The organism is Pseudomonas sp. SJZ103 (assembly GCF_007828335.1).
GTDB lineage: Bacteria > Pseudomonadota > Gammaproteobacteria > Pseudomonadales > Pseudomonadaceae > Aquipseudomonas.
In genome coordinates this window covers 143,253-164,958 of sequence record NZ_VIUN01000007.1, presented here as the reverse complement: position 1 = coordinate 164,958, position 21,706 = coordinate 143,253, and the positions used below count along the sequence as shown (strand labels likewise).

The window sequence follows — 21,706 nt, the reverse complement described above, 5'->3', positions numbered from 1 at the left end:
TGATTACGGAATTTTCCAACCCTTGGCACGAAGATCCTGCACCCCCTTGTTCAGCTCATACAAAGCGTTTTCTTCACGGATGATTTCAAGTACGCAGTTTTCAATACCGCAGGTCGCGTGAACGGCCTCGCCCAATCCGACAAAGTCCACGACACCGGTGCCGACCGGATCATGACCCCACACATCCATACCGGTGTCGGACACATGCACAAAGTCGATCGCGGCGTGGTAAGCCAGCAGACTCGCTACAGGGTCTTCACCTATGTAAGCGGCATTGGCGATGTCGTAGACGACCTTGACCACATCATCATTGAGGGTGCCTACAACCTCTGCCAGTTCCGGCATGGTGGGGGTAAAGCAATACGGGGTATTTTCCAGCAGCAAGCGTACGCCAGCCTGCTTCGCCATCGGAATCAGAACCGCCAGACTCTCGTACATCCAGTCGTAGGTCTTTTCGAGCGGCGGGGAAATCATGGGACGCCTGGTACCGGGAGATATCACCACTTCCTGAGTATCCCAGGCCGCAGCCAGGTCAATCACCGACTTGATGTGCTCGATGCTCTTCTGACGCATGTTTGCGGCGGGACTGGCAAGGTTCACGTCATAGCCGCCGGCGTTGAGGGACCTGATCTTTGTGTCGTACTCACGAAGACGCCTGCTTACGGTAGAACGTTCTGCCGTCGAGAGTTCTACCGGCCAGCAATGTGGCGAGCTGACGGGTACCTCAAACACGCGATGCCCGTGCTCGGCCAACTGCGCAATCGCGTCAATTGCCGTGGAGGACCATAGATAGGAGAACGTGCTGATGATCATGTCGAAACATCCTTTCAGGTGAGTATTCGCTGGAGGAAACGGCCATTCGTATTATGGATTTTGTACCTGGACCACTATCGCTAGAGGGAAGACGCAACGATGAATGGATCTGGGCAGCGGTGGCCTGCACTGACAGGGTAACCGACTACGAAAAAACGATATCGGAATCAAATTCCATTGTCAATTTGATTGCAAAGTTGAATCCATTTTCGTATTTTGCAGTTCTCTTTTACCTCAATGTCTAACTATAAGAAGGAGTGTCCAATGAGAGTTTTGGTCAGTGGCGGTAGTAGCGGTATCGGTGCGTCTGCCTGCTTGAGGATCGCGGAGGCGGCCCTTGCCCGGGGCTTGCAGCCGAAAATTGCGGTATGCGGACACACACTCACGACTACGCAGGAAGAAGTCGTTCAATCCATCAAGGTCATGGGCGGTATCGCCATCGCATTGTCCGGAGATCTCGGCAACCCTGAGGTGCCGAGCCAGCTGGTGGCGGCTGCAGTGGCGGAGTTCGGCGGACTCGACGCACTGGTTGCGAATGCCGGCGTCGCCAACCCTGGCGCAATCTGTGATTTGTCCGTCGAGGACTGGGACGATATGTTCTCGGTCAATCTTCGCGGCGCCTGGCTGCTTGCCAAAGCCAGCTACCCGTACCTACGCGAGAGCCGAGGCTCGGCGTGTTTTACCTCGTCGATGTCTGGCCAGACTCCACATGCCGGTTCAGGCGCGTACAGCCCCACCAAGGCTGCATTGACAATGCTGGCCCAGACGCTCGCGCTGGAGTGGGCTCCTGACGGAATCCGCGTCAACGTGGTGTCCCCAGGCATGACCCATACACCGATGTCGGAAAAAATGTATGCCGACCCCCAGATCAAGAAAGCACGGGAAGCAATCATTCCGCTGGCGAGAATCGGCGAGCCCGTGGATATCGCGAACGTGATCGAATTTCTCGTTAGCCCCTTATCGGCCTATGTCACGGGACAGGATATATGTGTCGATGGTGGCTTCTCCAAATCGATACTGAGCCATATCCCGGGGCGACCGAGCTCCAAACCCTAAGCACAATTGCTCAAGAGTGAGTTCACCACTCAGTTCAGACGGTGCGTGAACCCAGCAAAGCGAGTTGAGTGTAAGCGACGCCGTACGGGCTTAAGTGTTACGTGCGGCTTCGACCGGCCGCACCGCTCTGGTTGAACCTTGGAAAATCCATGGTGAGCACCCTTGCTAGCAAAACAAATTTGCTCATACTCTGCGTAGGCAGGCGCATCAGCTCGGCCGCTCGCTTACCGCAGAACGATCCTGCAAATACTCACTCATATCGTCTCAGTACCCGAACTATCTTTGCTTTTAGGCCATGCCGACATCGCGACATCAATGAGGGCGCCAAGTGTCTCATTAGTCGCTCCGACTGAAGGCAGGTTTACCACAGCCTGCAGTATTCCGAAGTAATACCAAGCCAGTAGTTCCAAATCGACATGCTGCCCTATCTCACCCTCCAACTGACCATGAGTCAAAATGTCCACAAAAATCTGTCGCTGCTGACAAGCCGCAAAATTCGCGGTTTTCTTTCCTGTGGCAGTGAGGTCTTCTTGCTCAGCGTTACTGCGAGATATCAGGCAACCAGGCGGACGCTCCACGCCAATTGCCTTCGGAAGAAACTCTCGTAGCAGTGCTTCTACGCTTGCCTTGGAGGTCTGTGCTCGGGTCGATCTCATTCGCGTTAATACACGGCCGGTATATAGCTGAAGAGACTCGTTAAAGAGCCCATCCTTATCATGAAACCGCTGGTACAGACTTGATCGAGACAACCCCGTTGCTTCGGTCAGATCGCTGACCGATGCATTGGCGTACCCATGCCGCCAGAAAACAGCCGTCGCCGCCTTCAGGACAGCACTTTCGTCATATTGCGGTTTGCCGCTCATAAATCCTCCGTTGACAACATGGAACGATCAGACCAGGATACTTGGACTGATCGTTCCACCATATAGGAAGATTTTATCATGCTCAATCAATCGACCAATCGGACGCAACCACTGAGCATCGCCGTTGCCGGCGCGACGGGCCGCGTAGGCAGGCGATTGATCAGTCAGTTAGCGCAAGACCCGGTCACCCTGCTGGCGCTCACACGGCACACATCATCCACGACCTTTCCACAAGGGGTGGTCTCTGCCGAATTGGAGTTTGATCAGCCGTCAACGCTCAGAAAAGCACTTGTCGGAGTCGAGAAACTGTTCATTGCTCACGGCACTTCACCCCAACAAGTCGCCAACGAGATAGCCCTCATTGACGCTGCCGTAGAAATGGGCGTGCAGCACATCGTAAAGCTTTCGGTTATGGGGCCATCGACCCCTCTCAATCCATTTGCTTGGCATTCATTGATAGAAGCACACCTGGGTCAACAACCTATCGCGTCTACCGTATTGAGACCTACAACGTTCATGGACGTGCTCAAGCGTGCTGGCAACGCTGTTGCCACGGGCACTTGGGCAGGCGCCGCAGGCAATGGGCGTGTGAACCTGATAGACACTCGAGATGTAGCGGACTCGGCGCGCATAGCATTACTGGAGGAAGTAGCAGAAGGCTCACAACGTGCGTATCACCTGACAGGGCCGCGAAACTGGACAATGCCGCAAGTTGCCGAGGAATTGTCCAGCCTGTTAGGCCACACAGTCACCTATACCCATCGGTCTCCAGTCGCACAGCATTCAGCGTTAGTTGCCGATGGACTCTCCCCGTTTGTAGCCGAGATTCTCGTGGGGCTTGATCGCATCTTCCATGATTCCGTACTGACAGAACGAACCTTTACTGTTGAAGACCTCACGGGTACCCCACCGCGTTCGCTGTCCGTCTGGCTCCGTGAAAATCTTGAGGCCTTCAAGAAATAGGCATTACCGACCATTAGAACTCGAGCATTGCTCCATCTCGCAAGCCCCCTATTATTTAATAGGGCAACCGTAGTTGAAGTGCTGATGAAGCAGAGGCACACCTTTTAAATCTTAAGCTATAGGTTGCTGTTCATGAGAGCATTCAAACATCCGGAAGCCAAGGAGTTCATTCTTGAGCGTGTTCTCTATGCGTTAAGCGACCCTGTGCGCATGGAAATTATTCGCCACCTTGCTGGCGTGAGTGAAGCGACCTGTGGAGAGTTGGATGGAGGCCGACCTAAATCAAGCGCTTCTCACCACTTCAGAGTTCTACGTGATGCGGGGTTGATGCGCACGCGCAGCGTCGGTGCAACCCACATGAACGCTCTTCGTAAGGATGAGCTTGAAATACGCTTTCCAGGGTTGCTTGACTCCATACTCAGTCATTTCACTTCGCCAGGCTGCACGTGAGCTGCAAAGGTGACGGAACAGATTTTCAACGACGCTTCGCCTTCGTCAGCTCAGCGATCAGAAAATCCCTGAACGCAGAAACCGCCGCCGGTAGATTGCGCCCAGCCATGCTTTGCAGCTCGATGCGCCTTGCCTGCATGCCTTCATCAAGGATCGGCAAGCATTGCAACTGCTTGTCCGCCACCTGTTGGTGCAAGGTCATTTCGCTGGCCAGGCTGATGCCTCCCTCTTCACGGACGAAACTGTAGAGCGCGGCAACGTAATTGGTGGTCAATACCGGATCGAACAACAACCCCTGTACGCCGCAACAGATGTCGAACAGTTGCCGTATCGTAGTGTCAGCCTTGGGTAACGCAATGGGCCAGGGTTGCAACTCAGCGAGATTGACAGATTCACGCCCGGCCAAGGGATGGGCATTGGAGACCACGGCAAAAATCGCCCCGCTCAGGATATGTTCGACCTTGATTTCCTTTTGCGGCGTCAGGCTGAACGTCATCGCCAGATCGGCTTCACCGGAGCGAACCTTCTCGGTCGCTTCAGCGGGCGCACAGACCTCCAGCGTGAAATGAATACCCTGGTACTCACGCCGGAACGCGCTGATGCTCCTGGGCATGTATTCCAGGGCAAATCCTTCCGAGCAGGCAACATGCACATGGCCGCGTTGCAAGCCATGCAACTCGGTAATTTCCAGCACCACCTGCTCGGCCTCAAGTTGCGACTTACGCGCATAAGCCGCCAGTCGTGCCCCTGCCTCGCTGAGCACCATGCCGCGGGCACGACGCTCAAACAGGCTGGCATCCAGGGCCAGCTCAAGCTTGGAAATTTGTCGACTCACCGCTGATGCCGCCACATTCAGCCGCATTGAGGCCTCACTGATCGATCCGCATCGCGCGACTTCAAGAAAATAGCGCAGTGCCGTGGACTGCACGCCATACAGCTGCATCGGAGCCCCCATGGATTGCCTTTTCGGCAAAGGAAGTATCGAAATATTGTGCTTGTGGCATTGATAGCCCTTCCCTACATTCGTGTCCAGACCAAAAAAAACAGTGCCCGACCTTTTCCTCCTCCTTTACGCATTTGCGATTCGCTGCCCTTTGATTCAACCACTCTCGCCAACGGAGACGACGGCATGGGCATCAAAGGTTTCGCCTGCAGTATTGCGCTGATGGGCCTTATCAGCAGCTTTCCGGCGCATGCCGGCAAAGCCAACGACACCCTGGTTTACGCTTCCGACAGCGAGCCTGAAAACATCAGCCCCTATCACAACGATTTACGCGAAGGCGTGATTCTCGGCCGGCTGATCTGGGACAACCTGATCTACCGCGACCCCAAAAGCGGCGAATACAAACCCATGCTGGCCACCAGCTGGAAGCAGGTCGACGACACCACCATCGACTTTGAGCTGCGCAAAGGCGTCAAATTTCACAACGGCGACGCCTTCACCGCCGACGACGTGGTGTTCACCCTCAACTACGTGGTGTCGCCCGAAGCGAAAGTCGTTACCGTGCAAAACGTAGACTGGATCAAGAGCGCCGAAAAAACCGGTGACTACAGCGTCCGCCTGTATTTGAAGAAGCCTTTCCCGCCGGCACTGGAATACCTGTCCAACGCCGTTCCGATGTTCCCCAAGCAGTACTTCGAGAAGGTCGGCCTGGCCGAATTCAGCCGCAAGCCAATTGGCACCGGGCCGTATAAAGCCGTGTCCGTGGTGGCGGGCGAAGGCGTGAGCATGGAGATCAACAAGGACTACTTCCCGGACAGCCCACAAGGCAAGCCCCATATCAGCCACCTCAAGTTCCGCGTGATCCCGGATGCAGAAACCCGCCTGGCCGAGTTGATGACCGAGGGTGTCGACTGGACCTGGCGTGTGACCTCGGATCAGGCGGTCGACCTCAAGGGTATGCCGAACCTGACCGTGACCAGTGGCGAAACCATGCGCATCGGTTTCCTGATTCTTGATGCACGCGGCACCTCCACTGAAAACTCACCGATGAAGAACCTCAAGGTGCGCCAGGCCATCAACCATGCGATCAACCGCAATGCGCTGGCCACGCAATTGGTGGGTGGCGAAGCCAAGCCTTTGCAGGTTGCCTGTTATCCAGGCCAGTTCGGTTGCGATACCACTGCGGCTACGGTCTACAACTATGACCCCGCCAAGGCCAAGGCGCTGCTCGCCGAAGCCGGTTACCCAAATGGCTTCGAGACAGAAATCTTCGCTTATCGCGACCGTGATTACGTCGAAGCCATCATCGGCAACCTGCGCGCAGTGGGCATCAACGCCAAGCTGCGCTACTTGAAGTACGCCGCCCTGCGCGATCAGCAACGTGGCGGCAAGGTGCCCATGTCGTTTCAGGCATGGGGCTCGTTCTCGATCCTCGACACCTCGGCGTCGGCCGGTACCTGGTTCAAGGGCAATCCGGACGACAACATCAAGGACCCACAAGTCCAGGGCTGGTTGCAGACCGCCGACAATGCCCTCGACCCGCAAGTGCGCAAGGACAACTACCGCAAGGCCTTGCAGCGCATCAGCGAACAGGCCTACTGGGCGCCGCTGTTCAACTACTCGATGAACTACGCCTACACCTCCGAACTTGCGTTCACGCCGTACCCGGATGAGCTGCCGCGTTTCGTCGAGTCCACGTGGAAGTAATACGTAACCGGGCGCACGGACTCTCGTGCGCCACGGATACATCCTCACACTTGTCATCCATTGGATATGAGGAAACTTGCCATGCTTGGATTCCTTCTGCGCCGCCTGGGCATCGCTGTTTGCGTTGCCATTACCGTGTCGGTGATCAGCTTTTCTCTTTTGCATCTGTCCGGCGATCTCGCCACTGCCATTGGCGGGCCGGAAGCCACCAGCGAACAGATCGAACAGATTCGCGTGCAGTACGGGTTGAACAAACCGCTGCCGACCCAGTACTTCAACTGGCTGGGCGATCTGCTGCGGCTGGACCTGGGCAACTCGTTTTTCTTTCAGGAATCGGTCTACAACCTCGTCGCCAGCCGCTTGCCGATTACCCTGGGGCTGGGTGCCATGGCGCTGGGGATCGCCTTGCTGGTGGCCATTCCGCTGGGCGTGTTGGCTGCGGTCAAACGCGACACCTGGATTGACCGGCTGGCCTTGAGCATCGCGGTGCTGGGTCAGGCGATGCCTAGTTTCTGGTTTGCGCTGATGCTGATCGTGGTGTTCGCGGTGACGCTCAAGTGGCTGCCGGTGTCCGGCAACTCGACCCTGCTGCACTTCGTCATGCCGGCCATTGCCCTGGGCTACTACGCGACGCCGGCAATCATGCGCCTGACCCGCGCCGGCATGCTTGATGTGCTCAGTTCCGATTACATCCGCACCGCCCGCGCCAAGGGCCTGCGCCCTGCCCGCGTGCTGTTCAAGCATGCACTGCGCAACGCCCTGATTCCGGTCGTCGCACTGGCGGCGGTGGAGTTCGGCTTCATGCTCGGCGGCTCGGTGGTGATCGAAACCGTGTTCTCCCTGCAGGGCATCGGGCAACTTGCCTGGGACGCTATCGCCCGTGACGACTTTCCGGTGGTACAGGCTGTGGTCCTGCTGATTGCAGTGATCTACATCATCCTCACGTTGCTGGCCGATGTGCTCAACGCACTGCTCGACCCGCGCATTCGTGTGCGCTAGGAGGACTACATGAGCATCCCCACTACCCTCGCGATCAATGACTACCTGCCACCACCGAGCAGCCTGAGCCGAGTACTTGGCAAGAGCTTGCGTCATCGTGGTTTCGCCATCGGCGCGGTGTTGTTGCTGATCATCTTCGCGGGTGCACTGTTCGCGCCGTGGCTGGCACCTTACGACCCTTATGCGCAAGACGTGATGCTGCGCATGAAACCACCGGTATGGATGGCCAACGGCACCTGGGAATACGTGCTCGGCACCGACAAGCTGGGCCGTGACTACCTGTCGAGGCTGCTCTACGGCGCACGTATTTCGCTGTTCATCGGCATTGCAGCGGCGCTGATTTCCGGCTTTATCGGCACGGTCATGGGGCTGTTGGCAGGTTACTACGGCGGCAAGGTCGATGGGTTTATCAGCTACCTGATAACTACCCGGCTGGCGATGCCGGTGGTGATGGTCGCGCTGGCCTCGGCCTCGCTGATGGGCGGCTCATTGAAGGTGGTGATCGTGCTGCTCGGCTGCCTGTTATGGGATCGCTTCGCGGTGGTGGTCAGGGCCTCGGTGCAACAGATTCGCGATGCTGAATATGTCGCGTCGGCCCAGGCGCTCGGCTGCTCGACCCTGCGCATCCTGGTGAGTGAAATCCTGCCCAATCTGGTCGGCGCACTGATCGTCGTCGCGACGCTGGAGATGGCCCACGCGATCCTGCTGGAGTCGGCCCTCTCATTCCTCGGGGTGGGCGTACAACCGCCAACGCCGTCCTGGGGTTTGATGATCGCGGAAGGCAAGCCCTACATGTTCTTTTCCCCGTGGGTCATCGCCATTCCCGGCGTCGCCCTGATGATTCTGGTGTTGGGCATCAACCTCGTCGGCGATGGCCTGCGCGACCTGATCCTGCCCGACGGCCGTAACTGATAGACCGCCGTAACTGATAGAGGGCACCGAACATGGCACTACTCCATGTGGAAAACCTGCGCGTGGACATCCCCATGGGCAACAGCCCGACGCCGGATGACATGCTGCATGCCGTACGCGGTCTGAATTTTGAAGTCGAGCGCGGTGAAATGCTGTGCATCGTCGGGGAGTCCGGCTGCGGCAAATCCCTGACTTCGTTGGCGTTGATGGACCTGTTGCCACGCAAGGCCAAACGCACCGCGTCCCGGCTGACGCTGGACGGCATCGACATGCTCGGCCAGAGCGAGCGGCGCATGTGCGACCTGCGCGGCAACCGCCTGGCGATGATCTTCCAGGAGCCGATGACCTCGCTGAACCCGGCCTACAGCATTGGCGATCAACTCAGCGAAGTACTGACTCAGCATCGCAAGGTCTCACGCAAGGAGGCCCTGGCGCGCGCCGCGCAGATGCTGGAGAAGGTCGGGATCAGCAACGCCACCGAGCGCTTGCGTCAGTATCCGCATCAGCTTTCCGGCGGGCTGCGCCAGCGGGTGATCATCGCCATGGCGTTGATGTGCGAACCGGACCTGATCATCGCTGATGAGCCCACCACGGCGCTGGACGTGACCATTCAAGCGCAGATCCTGCGCTTGATCCGCGACATTCAGAAAGAACTCGGCCTGGCGGTGATTTTCATCACCCACGACCTTGGACTGGTGGCACGGATCGCCGACCGGGTCGCCGTGATGTATGCCGGGGAAATCGTCGAAACCGCCCCTGCCCTGCAACTGTTCGAGAACCCGCAGCATCCGTACACCCGGGGTCTGCTGGCGAGTATTCCAATCCCTGGCCGGACCAAACCGGGTGAGGCGCTGGGTTCGATTCCAGGCCTGGTGCCGAGTCTGGTCGGCGAACAGCAAGGGTGTGCATTCCGCAATCGTTGCGGCCAGGCGATGCCGGCCTGCGCGCAAAACATCCCCGAAGTCGAACAGGACGGGCACATGGCGCGCTGCCTGCTCGCCGCCCCGGCCCCGGCACCGATTCGCCTTCAGGAGCGTGCAAGGTCATGAAAAAAGACATCGCTTTGGAGCTGTGTGACATCCGCCGCGAGTTTCGGATCAACACGGGCTTTTTCAAACCCGCCGCCACCCTGAAGGCCGTGGATGGTGTTTCCCTGCGCCTGATGCGTGGCGAGACCCTCGGTCTGGTGGGCGAGTCCGGTTGCGGCAAAAGTACCCTGGCCAAGATGCTGCTCGGTCTATTGCCGCCCACCAGCGGCGATGTGCTGGTCAATGGCAAACACCTCGCGGCGACTGATCGCAAGGAAATGTCCCGGCGTATTCAGCCGATTTTCCAGGACCCGTATTCCTCGCTGAATCCACGCAAGACCCTGCGCGAAATCGTTACCCTGCCGCTGATCGTGCATGGCATCGGCAGCACCGCCGAGCGCCGCAGGAAGACCGAGGCGATGCTTGATGTGGTCGGCCTGCCCAAGCGGGTGATCGACAGCTACCCGAGCCAGCTGTCCGGCGGGCAACGCCAGCGGGTCGCGATTGCTCGAGCGCTGATCATGCGCCCTGACGTGTTGATCTGCGACGAGCCCACCTCAGCGCTGGATGTGTCGGTGCAGGCGCAGATCCTCAATCTGCTGCAGGACCTCAAGCGCGAATTCGGCCTGACCTATCTGCTGATCAGCCATAACCTGGCGGTCATCGAACACCTCGCCGACCGGGTCGCCGTGATGTACCTGGGGCGCATCGTCGAAGAACGCACGCGCGAATCGTTGTTCGCTCAACCCGGCCACCCTTATACCCGCGCCTTGCTGGATTCGGTGCTCACGCCCGATCCGCGCCTGGGCATTCCCGACATCGGTCTGCATGGCACCTTCCCCAACCCTATGTCACCGCCGTCCGGTTGCGCCTTCCATCCGCGCTGCCCGAGCTGCTTCGCTCCCTGCAAAACGGCCTACCCGGCCAACGGTCCGCTTATCGGCGGCAACGTGCGTTGCCACCTTCACGACACTTCTGCCCAAACACTGGAGCTTGTCCACTCATGAGTCGTTCACTGGCTATCAGCAACACCACAGCGCAATTCGACAACGGCGAATTCTTCAATCTGCTCCAACGCAGCGTCGCCTTGCACACCGAAAGCCAGGCAGCGGACAGCCAGCCCGAGCTGTATCGCTACCTCAATGAGTTCATCACCCCGCATGTCGAGGCGATGGGTTTCAGCGTCAAGATCCATGACAACCCGGTGGCAGAACGCGGCCCCTTCATGATCGCCACGCGCATTGAACACCCGGACCTGCCGACCGTGCTCAGCTACGGCCACGGTGATGTGGTGCGCGGCTATGAGGCGCAATGGCGCGAAGGACTGTCGCCGTGGCAAGTCATTGCCGAAGGCGATCGCTGGTACGGCCGCGGCACGGCGGATAACAAAGGCCAGCACCTGATCAACCTGACCGCCCTGGAACAAACGCTCAAGGCGCGCGATGGCAAGCTGGGTTTCAACGTCAAGCTGCTGCTGGAAATGGGCGAAGAAGAAGGCTCGCCGGGCTTGAATGCATTCTGTGCCGCGCACAGCAAAGAGCTTGCAGCGGATATTTTCATCGCTTCGGACGGCCCGCGCCTGGCGGCATCACGCCCGACGATTTTTCTCGGCTCACGCGGGGTGTTCAACTTCGAGCTGGTGGTCAATTTGCGTGAAGGCGCTCATCACTCCGGTAACTGGGGCGGGTTGCTGGCCAATCCCGGCATCATCCTGGCCAATGCCATCGCGAGCATGGTCGATGAACATGGTCGGGTGAAAGTTGCAGGCCTGATGCCTGAGACACTGCCGGAGCCGGTTCGACAGGCACTGGCCGATATTGCCGTTGGTGGCGGACCGGGCGATCCGGACATCGACGCCAACTGGGGTAACCCGACGCTTTCGCTGAGCGAAAAGGTGTTCGGCTGGAACACCCTCGACGTCATCGCCTTCAAGACCGGCAACCCAGACGCCCCGGTGCATGCGATTCCCGGCAAGGCTAACGCCCACTGCCATATCCGCTTCGTGGTCGACAGCGACTACACGACCTTTATCCCGGCGGTACGTACCCACCTGGATGCGCATGGCTTCAACAATGTTGAGGTCAAGCAAAGCCGCATTGATGTGATGCATGCCACTCGGCTGGATCCGCAGAGCCCTTGGGTCGATTGGGCGCTCAGTTCCCTGGCACAGACCACCGGCAAAAAACCTGCGCTGCTGCCAAACCTCGGTGGCTCGCTGCCCAACGACGTGTTCGCGGACGTGCTCGGTTTGCCAACCTTGTGGGTGCCGCACTCGTACCCGGCGTGCTCGCAACATGCGCCGGACGAGCACTTGCTGGCACCGGTGGTCAAGGAAAGCCTGCAAATCATGGCCGGGCTGTTCTGGGACCTGGGCAACGACGCGGCACGCCTGACGCGGGAACATCAGTTACGGGAGCAGGCGCAATGAGCGCCACGCCACAACAGGCCCTGGACTGGCTTGCTGACCAGCGCGAAGCCATGGAGGCGCTGCTGCAGCGTATCGTCGACACCGACTCCAACAGCTATGACAAGGCGGGCGTCGACGCTGTGGGCGCGCTGCTCGCGGCTGAACTGCAAGCCGACGGCATCCTGCTCAAGCACATGCCGGTCGAGGGTTTTGGTGACGTGCTGCTCGCCGAAGTGCCAGGCGATTCTGGAAAACCGGTGCTGTTGCTGGGCCATCGCGACACGGTGTTCCCCAAAGGCACCACCACGACTCGCGGCTACAGCCGCGACGCCAACCTCGCCTATGGCCCTGGTGTCGCCGACATGAAAGGCGGCCTGGTGCTCAATTGCTTCGCCCTCATGGCCCTCAAGCGCGCCGGCCGGTTGCCCTATCCGGTGCAGGTCCTGTACACCGGCGACGAAGAAATCGGCTCCGGCAGCGCCAGGCCCCATATCGAAAAAGCCGCCCGTGCCGCCCGCGCCGTGCTCAATACCGAACCCGGCCGGGCCAGCGGCAACGTGGTCAGCGCACGCAAAGGCGGCGCTACGCTGATCATCGAAGTCAGCGGCCGCGCGGCGCATGCCGGGGTCAACCATGCCGACGGGGCCAGCGCCATCGAGGCCCTGGCCCGCAAGATCGTCAAGCTGCATGCCTTGACCGATTACCCGGCAGGCATCACCACTAACGTTGGGCTGATATCCGGCGGTACGTCGAGCAATACCGTCGCGCCCAGCGCCTGCGCGCGGCTGGACGTGCGCTTCATCGAACTCAAGCACTGGGATCGGATCTTCAGCGAAATCCAGGCCATCGTCGCCGAAGAAGAAGTGATCGGCACCCGCGCCGTCCTCAAGGAAGCGACGACCTTTCTACCGATGGAAGCACGCCACAGCGAACGACTGCTGCACCTCTACCAACAAAAAGCACTGGCGCTGGGCTTCAGCGTCGAAGGCGAATTCACCGGTGGTTGCGCCGACTCCGGCTTCACCGCCAGCTTGGGCGTTCCAACCCTGTGCGGGCTCGGTCCAGTGGGCGGCAAGGTCCACACTGAGCGTGAATACCTGGAACTGGACACCCTGGTGCCTCGCGCCCTGGCCCTGGTGGCGACCATTCTGGCGGTCGGCGACAGCGTTTGAGGTCATGGGTTTCTACGCGTCGCCGAGGTCAGGGGATCCGACAGGCTCACAGGCAGCTCCTGCCGCTGTCGGGTATCGCTTCAAGGTGGCGCGAATGGCTCACTCTGGCAAAGTTTTTGACCTGTTCTACTGCTGCAATGACCGAACATTCGGCCGTCCCGTCTGGCGCTATGGAGTAGATGCATCGTTTGCCCATGGAAAGGCCATGCAATAAATGTTCATCAAGTTCACCGAGCACTACAAAAGAACAGTCATTCTTGACCACTTGCACATCAACGCGCTTGCCAGGCACGGTGTCCACCGTATCGACATGGAGCAGCGCAACATTGTCAAAACAGCTGAACCCTTGATGAATCAAGTCAATATGAACGCTATCAAGTCCGCACACGATGACCACGATGCGTGTGCAACTTGACGGCTCGCGCATCCACTTCATTGCGTTGGGACGACAATCGGCAGTTTGGCTCATAAGCGATGCCTTTATTGTTTCAACAGGCAAATTGACCAGGACATCAGTTAAATGACGCCGCGTGCCTGCAACACGCTTTTCGCCAGGCTTCGGGTCGCCGCTAACACCGCCTCCACCTGTTGATCCATGTGCGCAGTGGAGGAAGCTATTGTTCCAAGTTCGACCACGCGCAAAGGATGACCAAAGACGGATCCCAGCCAGGTCATGCCGGCATCCGTGCCAGTTTCGACATCCAGTAAAAAGCTGCCGTGGGAGACGCCGCGCAGCAGTTGGCTGGCATGGCACGCGTAGCCCCCGGCAGACGGCTCCGGGCTGGACCCTGCCCGCAACCAGTCGAGCCTCAACGCCTCGGATTGTTTGACGGCTAGATAGGCCACCTGGTCCCACTCATCTATCGCTACGTGCAGCTTGTCGATCATGTACGGGGGCAACGCGGCGCTGGTAACGATCACCACTCCGGCATCCGCCGAAGGCTCCTTGATCCAGACTGCGGATTGCGTTATCGCATGCATGGCGGTACTCCCGGCGGTTGGATAGGAGCAACGTGCTCCGGGTGGCGATTCGACGATGGGGTCGTGACATTCAATATTGATGCCGACTCACCCATCGCTTCGTGAGCTCCCTGGTTATTGGCGTTAATCAGCCGTTGCGAAACAGGAAGCTGTAGGCATTCAGCGCAGGCGCCCCACCCAAGTGCGCATACAGCACTTTCGAGCCTTCGGGGAACTCACCACGGCGGACCATTTCAATCATCCCGTGCATGGATTTTCCCTCGTACACCGGATCGGTCAGCACACCTTCCAGGCTCCCGCACAAACGAATGGCTTCCAGCGTGCCTTCGTTGGGCAAGCCGTATTCCGGGTAGGCAAAACGTGTATCGAGCACGACGTCGTCTTCGGTGATTTCACGGCCCAGTTCCACCAACTCTGCGGTGTGCCGGGCGATACGCAGGATCTGTGCCTTGGTTTGCTCCGGCTTGGCCGAGGCATCAATGCCGATAACGTTCTTCGAACGGCCGTCCGCGGCGAAACCGACGACCATGCCGGCCTGGGTACTGCCGGTCACAGAGCAGACCACGATGTAGTCGAACGTGAACCCCAGTTGTTTTTCCTGCTCTCGCACTTCCTCGGCAAAACCGACGAACCCAAGGCCGCCGTAGGGGTGTTCGGAACAACCCGCCGGTATCGGAAACGGCTTGCCGCCCCGCTCCACCACATCGTCCATGGCCTTCTCCCAGCTGGGCCGAATGCCGATATCGAACCCGGCGGCGTCCAGTCGTACCTCGGCGCCCATGATGCGAGACATTTCGATATTGCCAACGCGGTCATACACCGCATCGGAGTAGTTCACCCAGTTTTCCTGCACCAGCACGCACTTCATGCCCAGGTGAGCGGCAACGGCGGCCACCTGGCGGGTCTGGTTCGACTGGATACCGCCGATGGAAACCAAGGTATCGCAGCCCTGCTCGATGGCTTCGGGAATCAAATATTCCAGCTTGCGCGTTTTGTTCCCGCCGAAGGCCAGGCCACTGTTGCAGTCCTCACGTTTGGCATACAACTCGACCTTGCCACCCAGGTGTTCACTGAGGCGCTTCAAGGGCGTGATGGGAGAAGGACCGAAGGTCAACGGATAACGTTTAAAACGATTCAGGTTCATGACGCTGCTCCTTGATTACTGGACATCAAAGCGCCAGACCGAAAGGCAAAGGTTGCCTTCCAGGTTCTTTCAGACGGGCTTCGATGAGTTCAATATTAAGAAGATTTCCAAAAAGATGTGTTGCAAACTTCTAGCACTTAAAGAACTATAATTTCTCGCTATAAATATCGAACATACTTTAATTGCGAATAAACAGTTATGAACGCAATAAATACTCGCAGGAAGCCAAGCGTATCAACCCCGATGCCGCAGCCGCTGGATCGAACCGACCGCGCCATTCTCAAGGCCCTGCAGCGAGATGCCTCCATCTCCAATGTGGCGCTGGCAGAGAAGGTGAAATTGAGTGCACCGGCGTGTCTCAGGCGCGTCGAGCGGCTCAAGCAAGTTGGCCTGATCAAAGGCATCGTTGCACTGCTGGACACTGTGGCGCTGGATGCGGGGATGGTGGTGTTGATCGGCGTGGTGCTGGACCGCTCCACACCGGAATCCTTCGCCGCATTCGAGGCAGCCGCACAAAAAGTGTCCGGCTGCATGGAGTGCCATGTGGTGACGGGGGAGTTCGACTACTTCATGTTGATACGAACCAAGGACAGCAACAGTTTCAACCGGCTCCACGCGGAGCAGTTGCTTTACCTGCCTGGGGTTCGCCAGATTCGATCGTTCATGGGGTTGCGTCAGGTCTTGTCGACCACCCACATTCCCCTTTGAAGCGTCGCTAGTCGAGCATTAATCATCGACCAACCCGGCACCGGCGAAGCATTGCGCCTACACAACCTGACCGCGCGCTTCGACAGCGAACATTGGGCCAGCCGCGTGGTGGATTGGCTGGAAACCCGCGACGATGTCGACGCCAAACGCATTGGCCTGGAAGGTGTGTCGCTCGGCGGATACTACTGCCCGCGCGCGGTAGCCTTCGAGCCGCGCTTCGCTTGCGGCGTGGTGTGGGGCGCCAACCATGACTGGCGTGATGTACAGAAACGTCGCCTGGAAAAGGAAGGCAGCTTCCCGGTGCCGCATTACTGGTCGCATGTGTCTTGGGTCTGGGGGGCCAAGGACACGGACGAGTTCATGACCATCGCCGAGAACGTTCATCTGGACGGCATCCTGGACCGCATCAATGTCCCCTTCCTGGTCACCCACGGTGAAAAGGATTCGCAGATTCCATTGAAGTGGGCCCACCGCACCTACGAACAGTTGGTCAACAGCCCAAAACGCGAGCTGAAAATTTTCACCGAACGTGAGGGGGGCGTGCAGCATTCGAGCTTCGACAACAGTATCAATGCCGGACAATATATCGCCGATTGGGTGGCTGAAGTGCTCGGCGGTCGAACGGAATGACAGATGCTTAACTTGTTAGACTCTCGGCTGGTGTTGGCCCGGCGCGACTCGCGAGGTTGCTTCTCCATTAGTGGGATCTTGTGAGCTCCGATCGCTGGGCTTAAACCTCAACTCGACCGGCAACATGGCAAGTGAACCTTTTCCAGATAATATTTCCCTGGCTGACCCTGCCCCCAAAGATCCAGACCATTCGCCCAGTCCTGCATCATCGTCCGGCGCTGCTCGACATATTCCGCATGGTTGTAAGCCGCACTTACCTTATCCGGATCAGCATGAGAAAGCTGTGCATCCACCCATATCTTTGGATATCCGATCTCGTTCAGCGCCGTCGAGATCGTCGCCCGCGTCCCATGGCCCGTGAATTGATCGGCGTACCCCATCCGGCGTAACGCACCATTCAGCGTGTTCTCACTGATACGCTTGCTCAGGTCGCTTCGATGCGCAAACAAGTAGCGCTGCGCGGGAACAACCTGGTCCAGCAAGTGACGCACAATCTCCAGCGCCTGAACCGACAGCGGGACAATGTAGGGCGGTACATTTTGAATCTGCTTACCTGGCTTCCGCATCGCTAACTGGAGCTGCTTTACCACTTCCGCCGGTATGACCCACAAGCGCTTCTCCAGATCGAACTGGTCGGGTGTCGCCAACCGTAACTCACCCGTGCGGACACTGGTCAGCAACAACAACCGAAGGCCAAGCCGTGTTTGGTTGGCACCGCCGTAATTCGAAGAGCAACCATCAATCCCGGAAGCTTGTCCATACGAAGAAATGGGTTGTGCGTAACAGGCGGTTTGGGGAGTGCGACAACGTCGAGGCCTGAAGCTGGGTTGTGTTCCAGCCCCTCAATATTCACCAGCGCATAGCAGAACAATTGGTTGAACCAGGTCCGGCATTTTTCGGCTGTCGTTAAGGCCTTGCGCTGTTCGATCCTGCTCAGTAAATCCAGCAGATCGTGGCGACTGATATCGTAGATGGACCGTCCACCCAGTACGGGCAAGACGTCTTTGTTGAAGATTCGCAAGATCTGCGAGAGCGTGCTCTGGCGCCCTTCCTTCAGGCTCAGCCTGCGGAACTCTACCCACTGATTGAACACGGCCTCAAAGGTGTGCTCTGCCGCAAAACGAACAGCACGACGCTGCTGTTTACGGTGCTCATAGGGATTGATGCCTTGGGCGACCAAGGCGCGAGCCTCATCACGTCGGGCACGGGCTTCTTTAAGGCTGATTTGCGGATAACTACCGAGAGACATGCGCTTCTGCACGCCCGCCCAGTAATATCGGAAACGCCAGATTTTCCCACCGCGGGCCGTCACGTTGAGCGCAAGCCCATCCGTGTCGCCTATCGTGTAGTCATTGCCGGTGATTCGGGCTTGCCGAACGGTCGTATCCGAGAGTGCCATAGCAGGCTGCTGAACAGAGTCAGGACCGGATGCTCGTCTCGCTATCCAAGCTTCTCCAGCAAAAAACCGATTCAGTGCACATCCAAACCCAAGATCCTCATTTGGGACTTAAATCGGGACTTAAAAGCACTGGATGGAGCTGGATTGCAGTGGTTCCCGCAGGAACGAAAAAAGGACCCGAAGGTCCTTATTTCAATCACTTACAGAATTCAATGGAACTCTGCAGCGCAATATTTGGAGCGGGAAACGAGACTCGAACTCGCGACCCCGACCTTGGCAAGGTCGTGCTCTACCAACTGAGCTATTCCCGCTTGGTGATGCGCATTCTATAGAATCCTCAGCACCCGTCAACCCCTTGATTCAAAAAAGTTTTATTTCTTTTCAACGGTAGTGCGCAGATGCGGCCAGGCGGCGCGCAGATATTGGAGCATCGACCACAGGGTCAGGCCCGCTGCGATCAGCAGCAAGGCATAGCCAGTCAGTACCCAGAACGAGAAATCCGATGGGTTGGCCAGCAGGATGACCAGCGCGAGCATTTGCGCGGCGGTTTTCCATTTGCCCATGTTGGACACGGCCACGTGGGCACGGGCGCCGATTTCGGCCATCCATTCGCGCAGGGCCGACACGACGATCTCGCGGCCGATGATCACGGCGGCCGGCAGGGTCAGCCACAGGTTCCCGTGCTCCTGCACCAGCAGGACCAGGGCGACGGCCACCATCAGCTTGTCAGCCACAGGGTCGAGGAACGCGCCGAAGGGCGTGCTCTGCTCCAGGCGGCGCGCCAAGTAACCGTCGAGCCAGTCGGTGGCGGCCGCAAAGGCAAACACTGAACTGGAGGCCAGATAACTCCATTCGTACGGTAAATAGAACAACAAAATGAAAATCGGGATGAGCAGGACACGTAGAACGGTAATCAGATTAGGGATATTCATCGGCACAACTGGCTACGAGGTGGAAAGGCATTCTATTCGCTATGCAGATTCGCATAAATCAGCTCAGCGAGCTTTTTACTGATACCGGGTGTTTTGGCTATCTCGTCAATGCTGGCACGGGACAGCTCCTGCAAGCCACCAAAATGTTTAAGCAAGTCGCGACGCCGCGTCGGCCCTACCCCTGCCACCCCTTCCAGGGTTGAGGTTCGCCGGGTTTTGCCACGACGGGCGCGGTGGCCGGTAATGGCGAAACGGTGGGCTTCGTCGCGAATCTGTTGAATCAAATGCAACGCGGGTGAGTCGCCCTTCAAAGTGAACTCATGGGCGGCATCATTCAAGTACAACGTCTCGAAACCCGCCTTGCGCGTCGCGCCCTTGGCCACGCCCAGCAGGATCAGGTCCGGCACCGCCAGCTCGTTGAGCACATCACGGGCCATCGACAACTGGCCCTTGCCGCCGTCGACCAGGAGGATATCCGGCAACTTGCCCTCCCCGTCCTTCAACTTACTGAAGCGGCGCGTGAGGGCCTGGTGCATGGCGGCGTAGTCATCGCCAGCGGTGACGCCTTCGATGTTGTAGCGCCGGTAATCGGACTTGATCGGCCCTTCCGGTCCGAACACCACGCAGGACGCCACCGTGGCCTCGCCACTGGAGTGGCTGATGTCGTAGCACTCCAGGCGCTGGGGCGGCTCTTCCAGGTTAAGGACTTCAGCCAGGGCGTCAAAGCGGGCGGCGACGTGCTGCCGGTTAGCCAGGCGCGCGCTCAGGGCTTGCTCGGCGTTGGTCACCGCCAGTTGCTGCCAGCGCGCGCGGGTCCCGCGTACACGGTGGCTGATGTCCAGCTCGCGGCCGCGCAGTTCGTGGATCGCTTCGATCAACGCGGGGAAGTCTTCGTGGACCACATTGACGATCAACTCCGACGGCAGGTCGCGCTCGGGGCTGCTCACGTAATACTGGCCCAGGAAAGCAGCCATGACTTCGGCGACCTCCTCGTCAATACCGGTCTGCGGAAAGAAGTTCTTGCTGCCCAGCACCCGCCCGCCGCGCACGCTGATCAGGTGCACACAGGCACCGCCCGGGTTGACGAAGGCCGCGATCACATCGACGTCGCCGGTGCCGCCTTCCATGCTTTGCTGGTCCTGAACACGGCGCAGCAGCGAAATCTGGTCGCGCAGCTCGGCGGCCCGTTCAAAATCCAGGGTACTGGCCGCCTGCTCCATGGCTGTGGAAAGCTCATCGGTGAGCGCATTGCTGCGTCCCTCGAGAAACATCACCGAATGGCGCACATCCTCGGCGTACTCCGCCGGCTCAACCAACCCCACACAGGGCGCCTTGCAGCGCTTGATCTGGTATTGGAGGCAGGGCCGGGTACGGTTCTTATAGAAACTGTCTTCGCACTGGCGCACAAAAAAGGTTTTTTGCAGCAGGCTCAGGCTTTCACGAATGGCCCCGGCGCTGGGATAAGGCCCAAAGTACTTGCCCTTCGCCTTCTTCGCCCCACGGTGAATGCTCAGGCGTGGGAAGTTACCGTCGGATAAAAACACATAGGGATAGGATTTATCGTCACGCAGCAGAATGTTGTAGGGCGGCCGCCATTCCTTGATCAGCGTCTGCTCAAGCAGCAGCGCTTCGGTTTCGTTGGCGGTGATGGTGGTTTCGACCTGGGCGATACGCGCCACCAGGGCGGCGGTTTTCGGCGCGAGACCGGTCTTGCGAAAGTAACTCGCCAGACGACTCTTGAGGTTTTTGGCTTTACCGACGTAAAGCAGGCGCGCCTCGCTGTCGAACATGCGGTACACGCCAGGGCGGCCACTGCAGGTTGAAAGGAAGGCACTCGGATCAAACGGTGTGGTCATGTCAGGCGCTGGCGTCCACCATGCCGTGGCGCACCGCGAGCAAGGTCAATTCGACATCACTGCTGATGGCGAGCTTCTCGAAAATGCGATAACGGTAGGTGTTGACGGTCTTGGGCGACAGGCACAGCTTGTCGGAGATCGCCTGCACCTTCTGGCAACCGACAATCATCAAGGCAATCTGGATTTCCCGCTCCGACAGCGCATCAAACGGTGAGTCGCTGGTGGGTTGGAAGGACTTGATAGCCAATTGCTGGGCGATCTGCGGGCTGATATAGCGCTGGCCGGCAAACACCAGGCGAATGGCCTGGACCATTTCCGCCAAGCCCGCACCTTTGGTGAGGTATCCCGCAGCGCCGGCCTGCAGCAAGCGTGTCGGAAACGGATCTTCCTCGCACACGGTCACCACCACGACCTTGATGTCCGGATGGCTGCGTAGCAATTTGGTAGTAGCGCCAAGACCGCCGATCCCAGGCATCTTGACGTCCATCAACACCACATCGGGTTTCAACTCCCGGGCCTTGATCAGGGATTCCTCACCTGACTCGGCCTGACCGACTACTTGCAGGCCATCGATGTCAGCCAGCATTCGTGTAATACCTGTACGAACGAGATCATGGTCATCGACTACTAGCACCCTAATCAAGCAGACACCTCGCGAAATGGTCTTATAGGTTGCTGAACACCTTAGCAAAAAACCAAGGCGCAGACCTAATAGCACGCGTCATATAGAGAGAGATTGATTG

20 protein-coding genes, 1 tRNA gene and 2 pseudogenes are annotated in these 21,706 nt (G+C 58.5%); 12 read left to right on the top strand and 11 right to left on the bottom strand.

The window, feature by feature from the left end:
* Nucleotides 1–3: 3 nt before the first annotated feature.
* Nucleotides 4–813, bottom strand: coding sequence for a sugar phosphate isomerase/epimerase (locus tag FBY10_RS17215; protein ID WP_145337132.1), 810 nt, complete (start codon nucleotides 811–813; stop codon nucleotides 4–6).
* A gap of 264 nt (nucleotides 814–1,077) precedes the next feature.
* On the opposite strand from FBY10_RS17215, the gene FBY10_RS17210 reads away from it, so the two are divergent.
* Nucleotides 1,078–1,869 (top strand): SDR family NAD(P)-dependent oxidoreductase, encoded by a 792-nt coding sequence (locus tag FBY10_RS17210; protein WP_145337131.1) that lies wholly within the window; start codon nucleotides 1,078–1,080, stop codon nucleotides 1,867–1,869.
* A 254-nt stretch (nucleotides 1,870–2,123) separates the two neighbouring features.
* On the opposite strand, the gene FBY10_RS17205 is transcribed toward FBY10_RS17210, so the two are convergent.
* Nucleotides 2,124–2,732, bottom strand: coding sequence for a TetR/AcrR family transcriptional regulator (locus FBY10_RS17205; RefSeq protein WP_145337130.1), 609 nt, complete (start codon nucleotides 2,730–2,732; stop codon nucleotides 2,124–2,126).
* A 78-nt stretch (nucleotides 2,733–2,810) separates the two neighbouring features.
* On the opposite strand from FBY10_RS17205, the gene FBY10_RS17200 reads away from it, so the two are divergent.
* Both FBY10_RS17200 and FBY10_RS17195 read left to right on the top strand, forming a co-directional pair.
* Nucleotides 2,811–3,695, top strand: coding sequence for an NmrA family NAD(P)-binding protein (locus FBY10_RS17200; RefSeq protein ID WP_145337129.1), 885 nt, complete (start codon nucleotides 2,811–2,813; stop codon nucleotides 3,693–3,695).
* Between the two features lie 132 nt (nucleotides 3,696–3,827).
* Complete coding sequence (locus tag FBY10_RS17195; RefSeq protein ID WP_145337128.1) at nucleotides 3,828–4,145, top strand: transcriptional regulator; 318 nt, start codon at nucleotides 3,828–3,830, stop codon at nucleotides 4,143–4,145.
* A 25-nt stretch (nucleotides 4,146–4,170) separates the two neighbouring features.
* Here the strand turns inward: FBY10_RS17195 and FBY10_RS17190 are convergent, their stop codons facing one another.
* The gene (locus FBY10_RS17190) at nucleotides 4,171–5,088 is read right to left on the bottom strand and encodes a LysR substrate-binding domain-containing protein (protein WP_145337127.1); all 918 of its coding nucleotides are present in this window, start codon (nucleotides 5,086–5,088) and stop codon (nucleotides 4,171–4,173) included.
* A 186-nt stretch (nucleotides 5,089–5,274) separates the two neighbouring features.
* Between FBY10_RS17190 and FBY10_RS17185 the strand changes: the two genes are divergently transcribed.
* From FBY10_RS17185 to FBY10_RS17155, 7 genes are all read left to right on the top strand, one after another.
* Complete coding sequence (locus FBY10_RS17185; RefSeq protein ID WP_145337126.1) at nucleotides 5,275–6,795, top strand: ABC transporter substrate-binding protein; 1,521 nt, start codon at nucleotides 5,275–5,277, stop codon at nucleotides 6,793–6,795.
* Between the two features lie 81 nt (nucleotides 6,796–6,876).
* The gene (locus tag FBY10_RS17180; protein ID WP_131698875.1) at nucleotides 6,877–7,794 is read left to right on the top strand and encodes an ABC transporter permease; all 918 of its coding nucleotides are present in this window, start codon (nucleotides 6,877–6,879) and stop codon (nucleotides 7,792–7,794) included.
* A gap of 9 nt (nucleotides 7,795–7,803) precedes the next feature.
* A complete protein-coding gene (locus FBY10_RS17175; RefSeq protein WP_131698876.1) occupies nucleotides 7,804–8,706 on the top strand; it encodes an ABC transporter permease in 903 nt (300 codons plus the stop codon).
* Between the two features lie 32 nt (nucleotides 8,707–8,738).
* A complete protein-coding gene (locus tag FBY10_RS17170) occupies nucleotides 8,739–9,755 on the top strand; it encodes an ABC transporter ATP-binding protein (protein ID WP_145337125.1) in 1,017 nt (338 codons plus the stop codon).
* Nucleotides 9,752–10,741 carry an ABC transporter ATP-binding protein gene (locus FBY10_RS17165; RefSeq protein WP_131698878.1) on the top strand — a complete coding sequence of 330 codons (990 nt, stop codon included), beginning with the start codon at nucleotides 9,752–9,754 and terminating at the stop codon, nucleotides 10,739–10,741. Before FBY10_RS17170 ends, FBY10_RS17165 begins: the two co-directional genes overlap by 4 nt.
* Nucleotides 10,738–12,162, top strand: coding sequence for a M20 family metallopeptidase (locus FBY10_RS17160; protein WP_145337124.1), 1,425 nt, complete (start codon nucleotides 10,738–10,740; stop codon nucleotides 12,160–12,162). The genes FBY10_RS17165 and FBY10_RS17160 overlap by 4 nt, the downstream gene beginning before the upstream one ends.
* On the top strand, nucleotides 12,159–13,313 hold the full coding sequence (locus FBY10_RS17155) for a M20 family metallopeptidase (RefSeq protein WP_145337123.1): 1,155 nt from the start codon (nucleotides 12,159–12,161) through the stop codon (nucleotides 13,311–13,313). The genes FBY10_RS17160 and FBY10_RS17155 overlap by 4 nt, the downstream gene beginning before the upstream one ends.
* Nucleotides 13,314–13,359: 46 nt before the next feature.
* Here FBY10_RS17155 and FBY10_RS17150 read toward each other — a convergent pair whose 3' ends face one another.
* From FBY10_RS17150 to FBY10_RS17140, 3 genes are all read right to left on the bottom strand, one after another.
* Nucleotides 13,360–13,782: a hypothetical protein gene (locus tag FBY10_RS17150; protein WP_145337122.1), complete on the bottom strand. Its 423-nt coding sequence runs from the start codon at nucleotides 13,780–13,782 to the stop codon at nucleotides 13,360–13,362.
* A gap of 47 nt (nucleotides 13,783–13,829) precedes the next feature.
* Entirely contained in the window at nucleotides 13,830–14,294 is a 465-nt protein-coding gene (locus tag FBY10_RS17145; RefSeq protein WP_131698882.1) for a transketolase, read from the bottom strand.
* A 127-nt stretch (nucleotides 14,295–14,421) separates the two neighbouring features.
* Nucleotides 14,422–15,438: a 1-aminocyclopropane-1-carboxylate deaminase gene (locus tag FBY10_RS17140; RefSeq protein ID WP_145337121.1), complete on the bottom strand. Its 1,017-nt coding sequence runs from the start codon at nucleotides 15,436–15,438 to the stop codon at nucleotides 14,422–14,424.
* Nucleotides 15,439–15,636: 198 nt separating this feature from the next.
* Between FBY10_RS17140 and FBY10_RS17135 the strand changes: the two genes are divergently transcribed.
* Complete coding sequence (locus FBY10_RS17135; protein WP_131698884.1) at nucleotides 15,637–16,146, top strand: Lrp/AsnC family transcriptional regulator; 510 nt, start codon at nucleotides 15,637–15,639, stop codon at nucleotides 16,144–16,146.
* A 15-nt stretch (nucleotides 16,147–16,161) separates the two neighbouring features.
* A pseudogene (locus FBY10_RS17130) lies at nucleotides 16,162–16,776 on the top strand (alpha/beta hydrolase family protein); the annotation flags it as partial.
* 161 nt (nucleotides 16,777–16,937) lie between these two features.
* On the opposite strand, the pseudogene FBY10_RS17125 reads toward FBY10_RS17130, so the two are convergent.
* The 5 genes and pseudogenes from FBY10_RS17125 to uvrY form a co-directional block, all read right to left on the bottom strand.
* Nucleotides 16,938–18,175: pseudogene (locus FBY10_RS17125) on the bottom strand (tyrosine-type recombinase/integrase); the annotation flags it as partial.
* A gap of 235 nt (nucleotides 18,176–18,410) precedes the next feature.
* A tRNA-Gly gene (locus FBY10_RS17120) sits at nucleotides 18,411–18,486 on the bottom strand.
* Nucleotides 18,487–18,546: 60 nt separating this feature from the next.
* On the bottom strand, nucleotides 18,547–19,107 hold the full coding sequence (pgsA, locus tag FBY10_RS17115) for a CDP-diacylglycerol--glycerol-3-phosphate 3-phosphatidyltransferase (protein WP_027603207.1): 561 nt from the start codon (nucleotides 19,105–19,107) through the stop codon (nucleotides 18,547–18,549).
* A gap of 32 nt (nucleotides 19,108–19,139) precedes the next feature.
* Nucleotides 19,140–20,963 (bottom strand): excinuclease ABC subunit UvrC, encoded by a 1,824-nt coding sequence (gene uvrC / locus FBY10_RS17110; protein ID WP_145337120.1) that lies wholly within the window; start codon nucleotides 20,961–20,963, stop codon nucleotides 19,140–19,142.
* 1 nt (nucleotide 20,964) lies between these two features.
* Entirely contained in the window at nucleotides 20,965–21,606 is a 642-nt protein-coding gene (gene uvrY, locus FBY10_RS17105; RefSeq protein WP_010566015.1) for a UvrY/SirA/GacA family response regulator transcription factor, read from the bottom strand.
* Nucleotides 21,607–21,706 lie beyond the last annotated feature (100 nt).

Excerpts from the sequence above, each read along its gene's own strand:
- FBY10_RS17215 (WP_145337132.1), bottom strand. The coding sequence starts at position 813 with ATGATCATCAGCACGTTCTCCTATCTATGGTCCTCCACGGCAATTGAC.
- FBY10_RS17210 (WP_145337131.1), top strand. The coding sequence starts at position 1,078 with ATGAGAGTTTTGGTCAGTGGCGGTAGTAGCGGTATCGGTGCGTCTGCC.
- FBY10_RS17205 (WP_145337130.1), bottom strand. The coding sequence starts at position 2,732 with ATGAGCGGCAAACCGCAATATGACGAAAGTGCTGTCCTGAAGGCGGCG.
- FBY10_RS17200 (WP_145337129.1), top strand. The coding sequence starts at position 2,811 with ATGCTCAATCAATCGACCAATCGGACGCAACCACTGAGCATCGCCGTT.
- FBY10_RS17195 (WP_145337128.1), top strand. The coding sequence starts at position 3,828 with ATGAGAGCATTCAAACATCCGGAAGCCAAGGAGTTCATTCTTGAGCGT.
- FBY10_RS17190 (WP_145337127.1), bottom strand. The coding sequence starts at position 5,088 with ATGCAGCTGTATGGCGTGCAGTCCACGGCACTGCGCTATTTTCTTGAA.
- FBY10_RS17185 (WP_145337126.1), top strand. The coding sequence starts at position 5,275 with ATGGGCATCAAAGGTTTCGCCTGCAGTATTGCGCTGATGGGCCTTATC.
- FBY10_RS17180 (WP_131698875.1), top strand. The coding sequence starts at position 6,877 with ATGCTTGGATTCCTTCTGCGCCGCCTGGGCATCGCTGTTTGCGTTGCC.
- FBY10_RS17175 (WP_131698876.1), top strand. The coding sequence starts at position 7,804 with ATGAGCATCCCCACTACCCTCGCGATCAATGACTACCTGCCACCACCG.
- FBY10_RS17170 (WP_145337125.1), top strand. The coding sequence starts at position 8,739 with ATGGCACTACTCCATGTGGAAAACCTGCGCGTGGACATCCCCATGGGC.
- FBY10_RS17165 (WP_131698878.1), top strand. The coding sequence starts at position 9,752 with ATGAAAAAAGACATCGCTTTGGAGCTGTGTGACATCCGCCGCGAGTTT.
- FBY10_RS17160 (WP_145337124.1), top strand. The coding sequence starts at position 10,738 with ATGAGTCGTTCACTGGCTATCAGCAACACCACAGCGCAATTCGACAAC.
- FBY10_RS17155 (WP_145337123.1), top strand. The coding sequence starts at position 12,159 with ATGAGCGCCACGCCACAACAGGCCCTGGACTGGCTTGCTGACCAGCGC.
- FBY10_RS17150 (WP_145337122.1), bottom strand. The coding sequence starts at position 13,782 with ATGAGCCAAACTGCCGATTGTCGTCCCAACGCAATGAAGTGGATGCGC.
- FBY10_RS17145 (WP_131698882.1), bottom strand. The coding sequence starts at position 14,294 with ATGCATGCGATAACGCAATCCGCAGTCTGGATCAAGGAGCCTTCGGCG.
- FBY10_RS17140 (WP_145337121.1), bottom strand. The coding sequence starts at position 15,438 with ATGAACCTGAATCGTTTTAAACGTTATCCGTTGACCTTCGGTCCTTCT.
- FBY10_RS17135 (WP_131698884.1), top strand. The coding sequence starts at position 15,637 with ATGAACGCAATAAATACTCGCAGGAAGCCAAGCGTATCAACCCCGATG.
- pgsA (WP_027603207.1), bottom strand. The coding sequence starts at position 19,107 with ATGAATATCCCTAATCTGATTACCGTTCTACGTGTCCTGCTCATCCCG.
- uvrC (WP_145337120.1), bottom strand. The coding sequence starts at position 20,963 with ATGACCACACCGTTTGATCCGAGTGCCTTCCTTTCAACCTGCAGTGGC.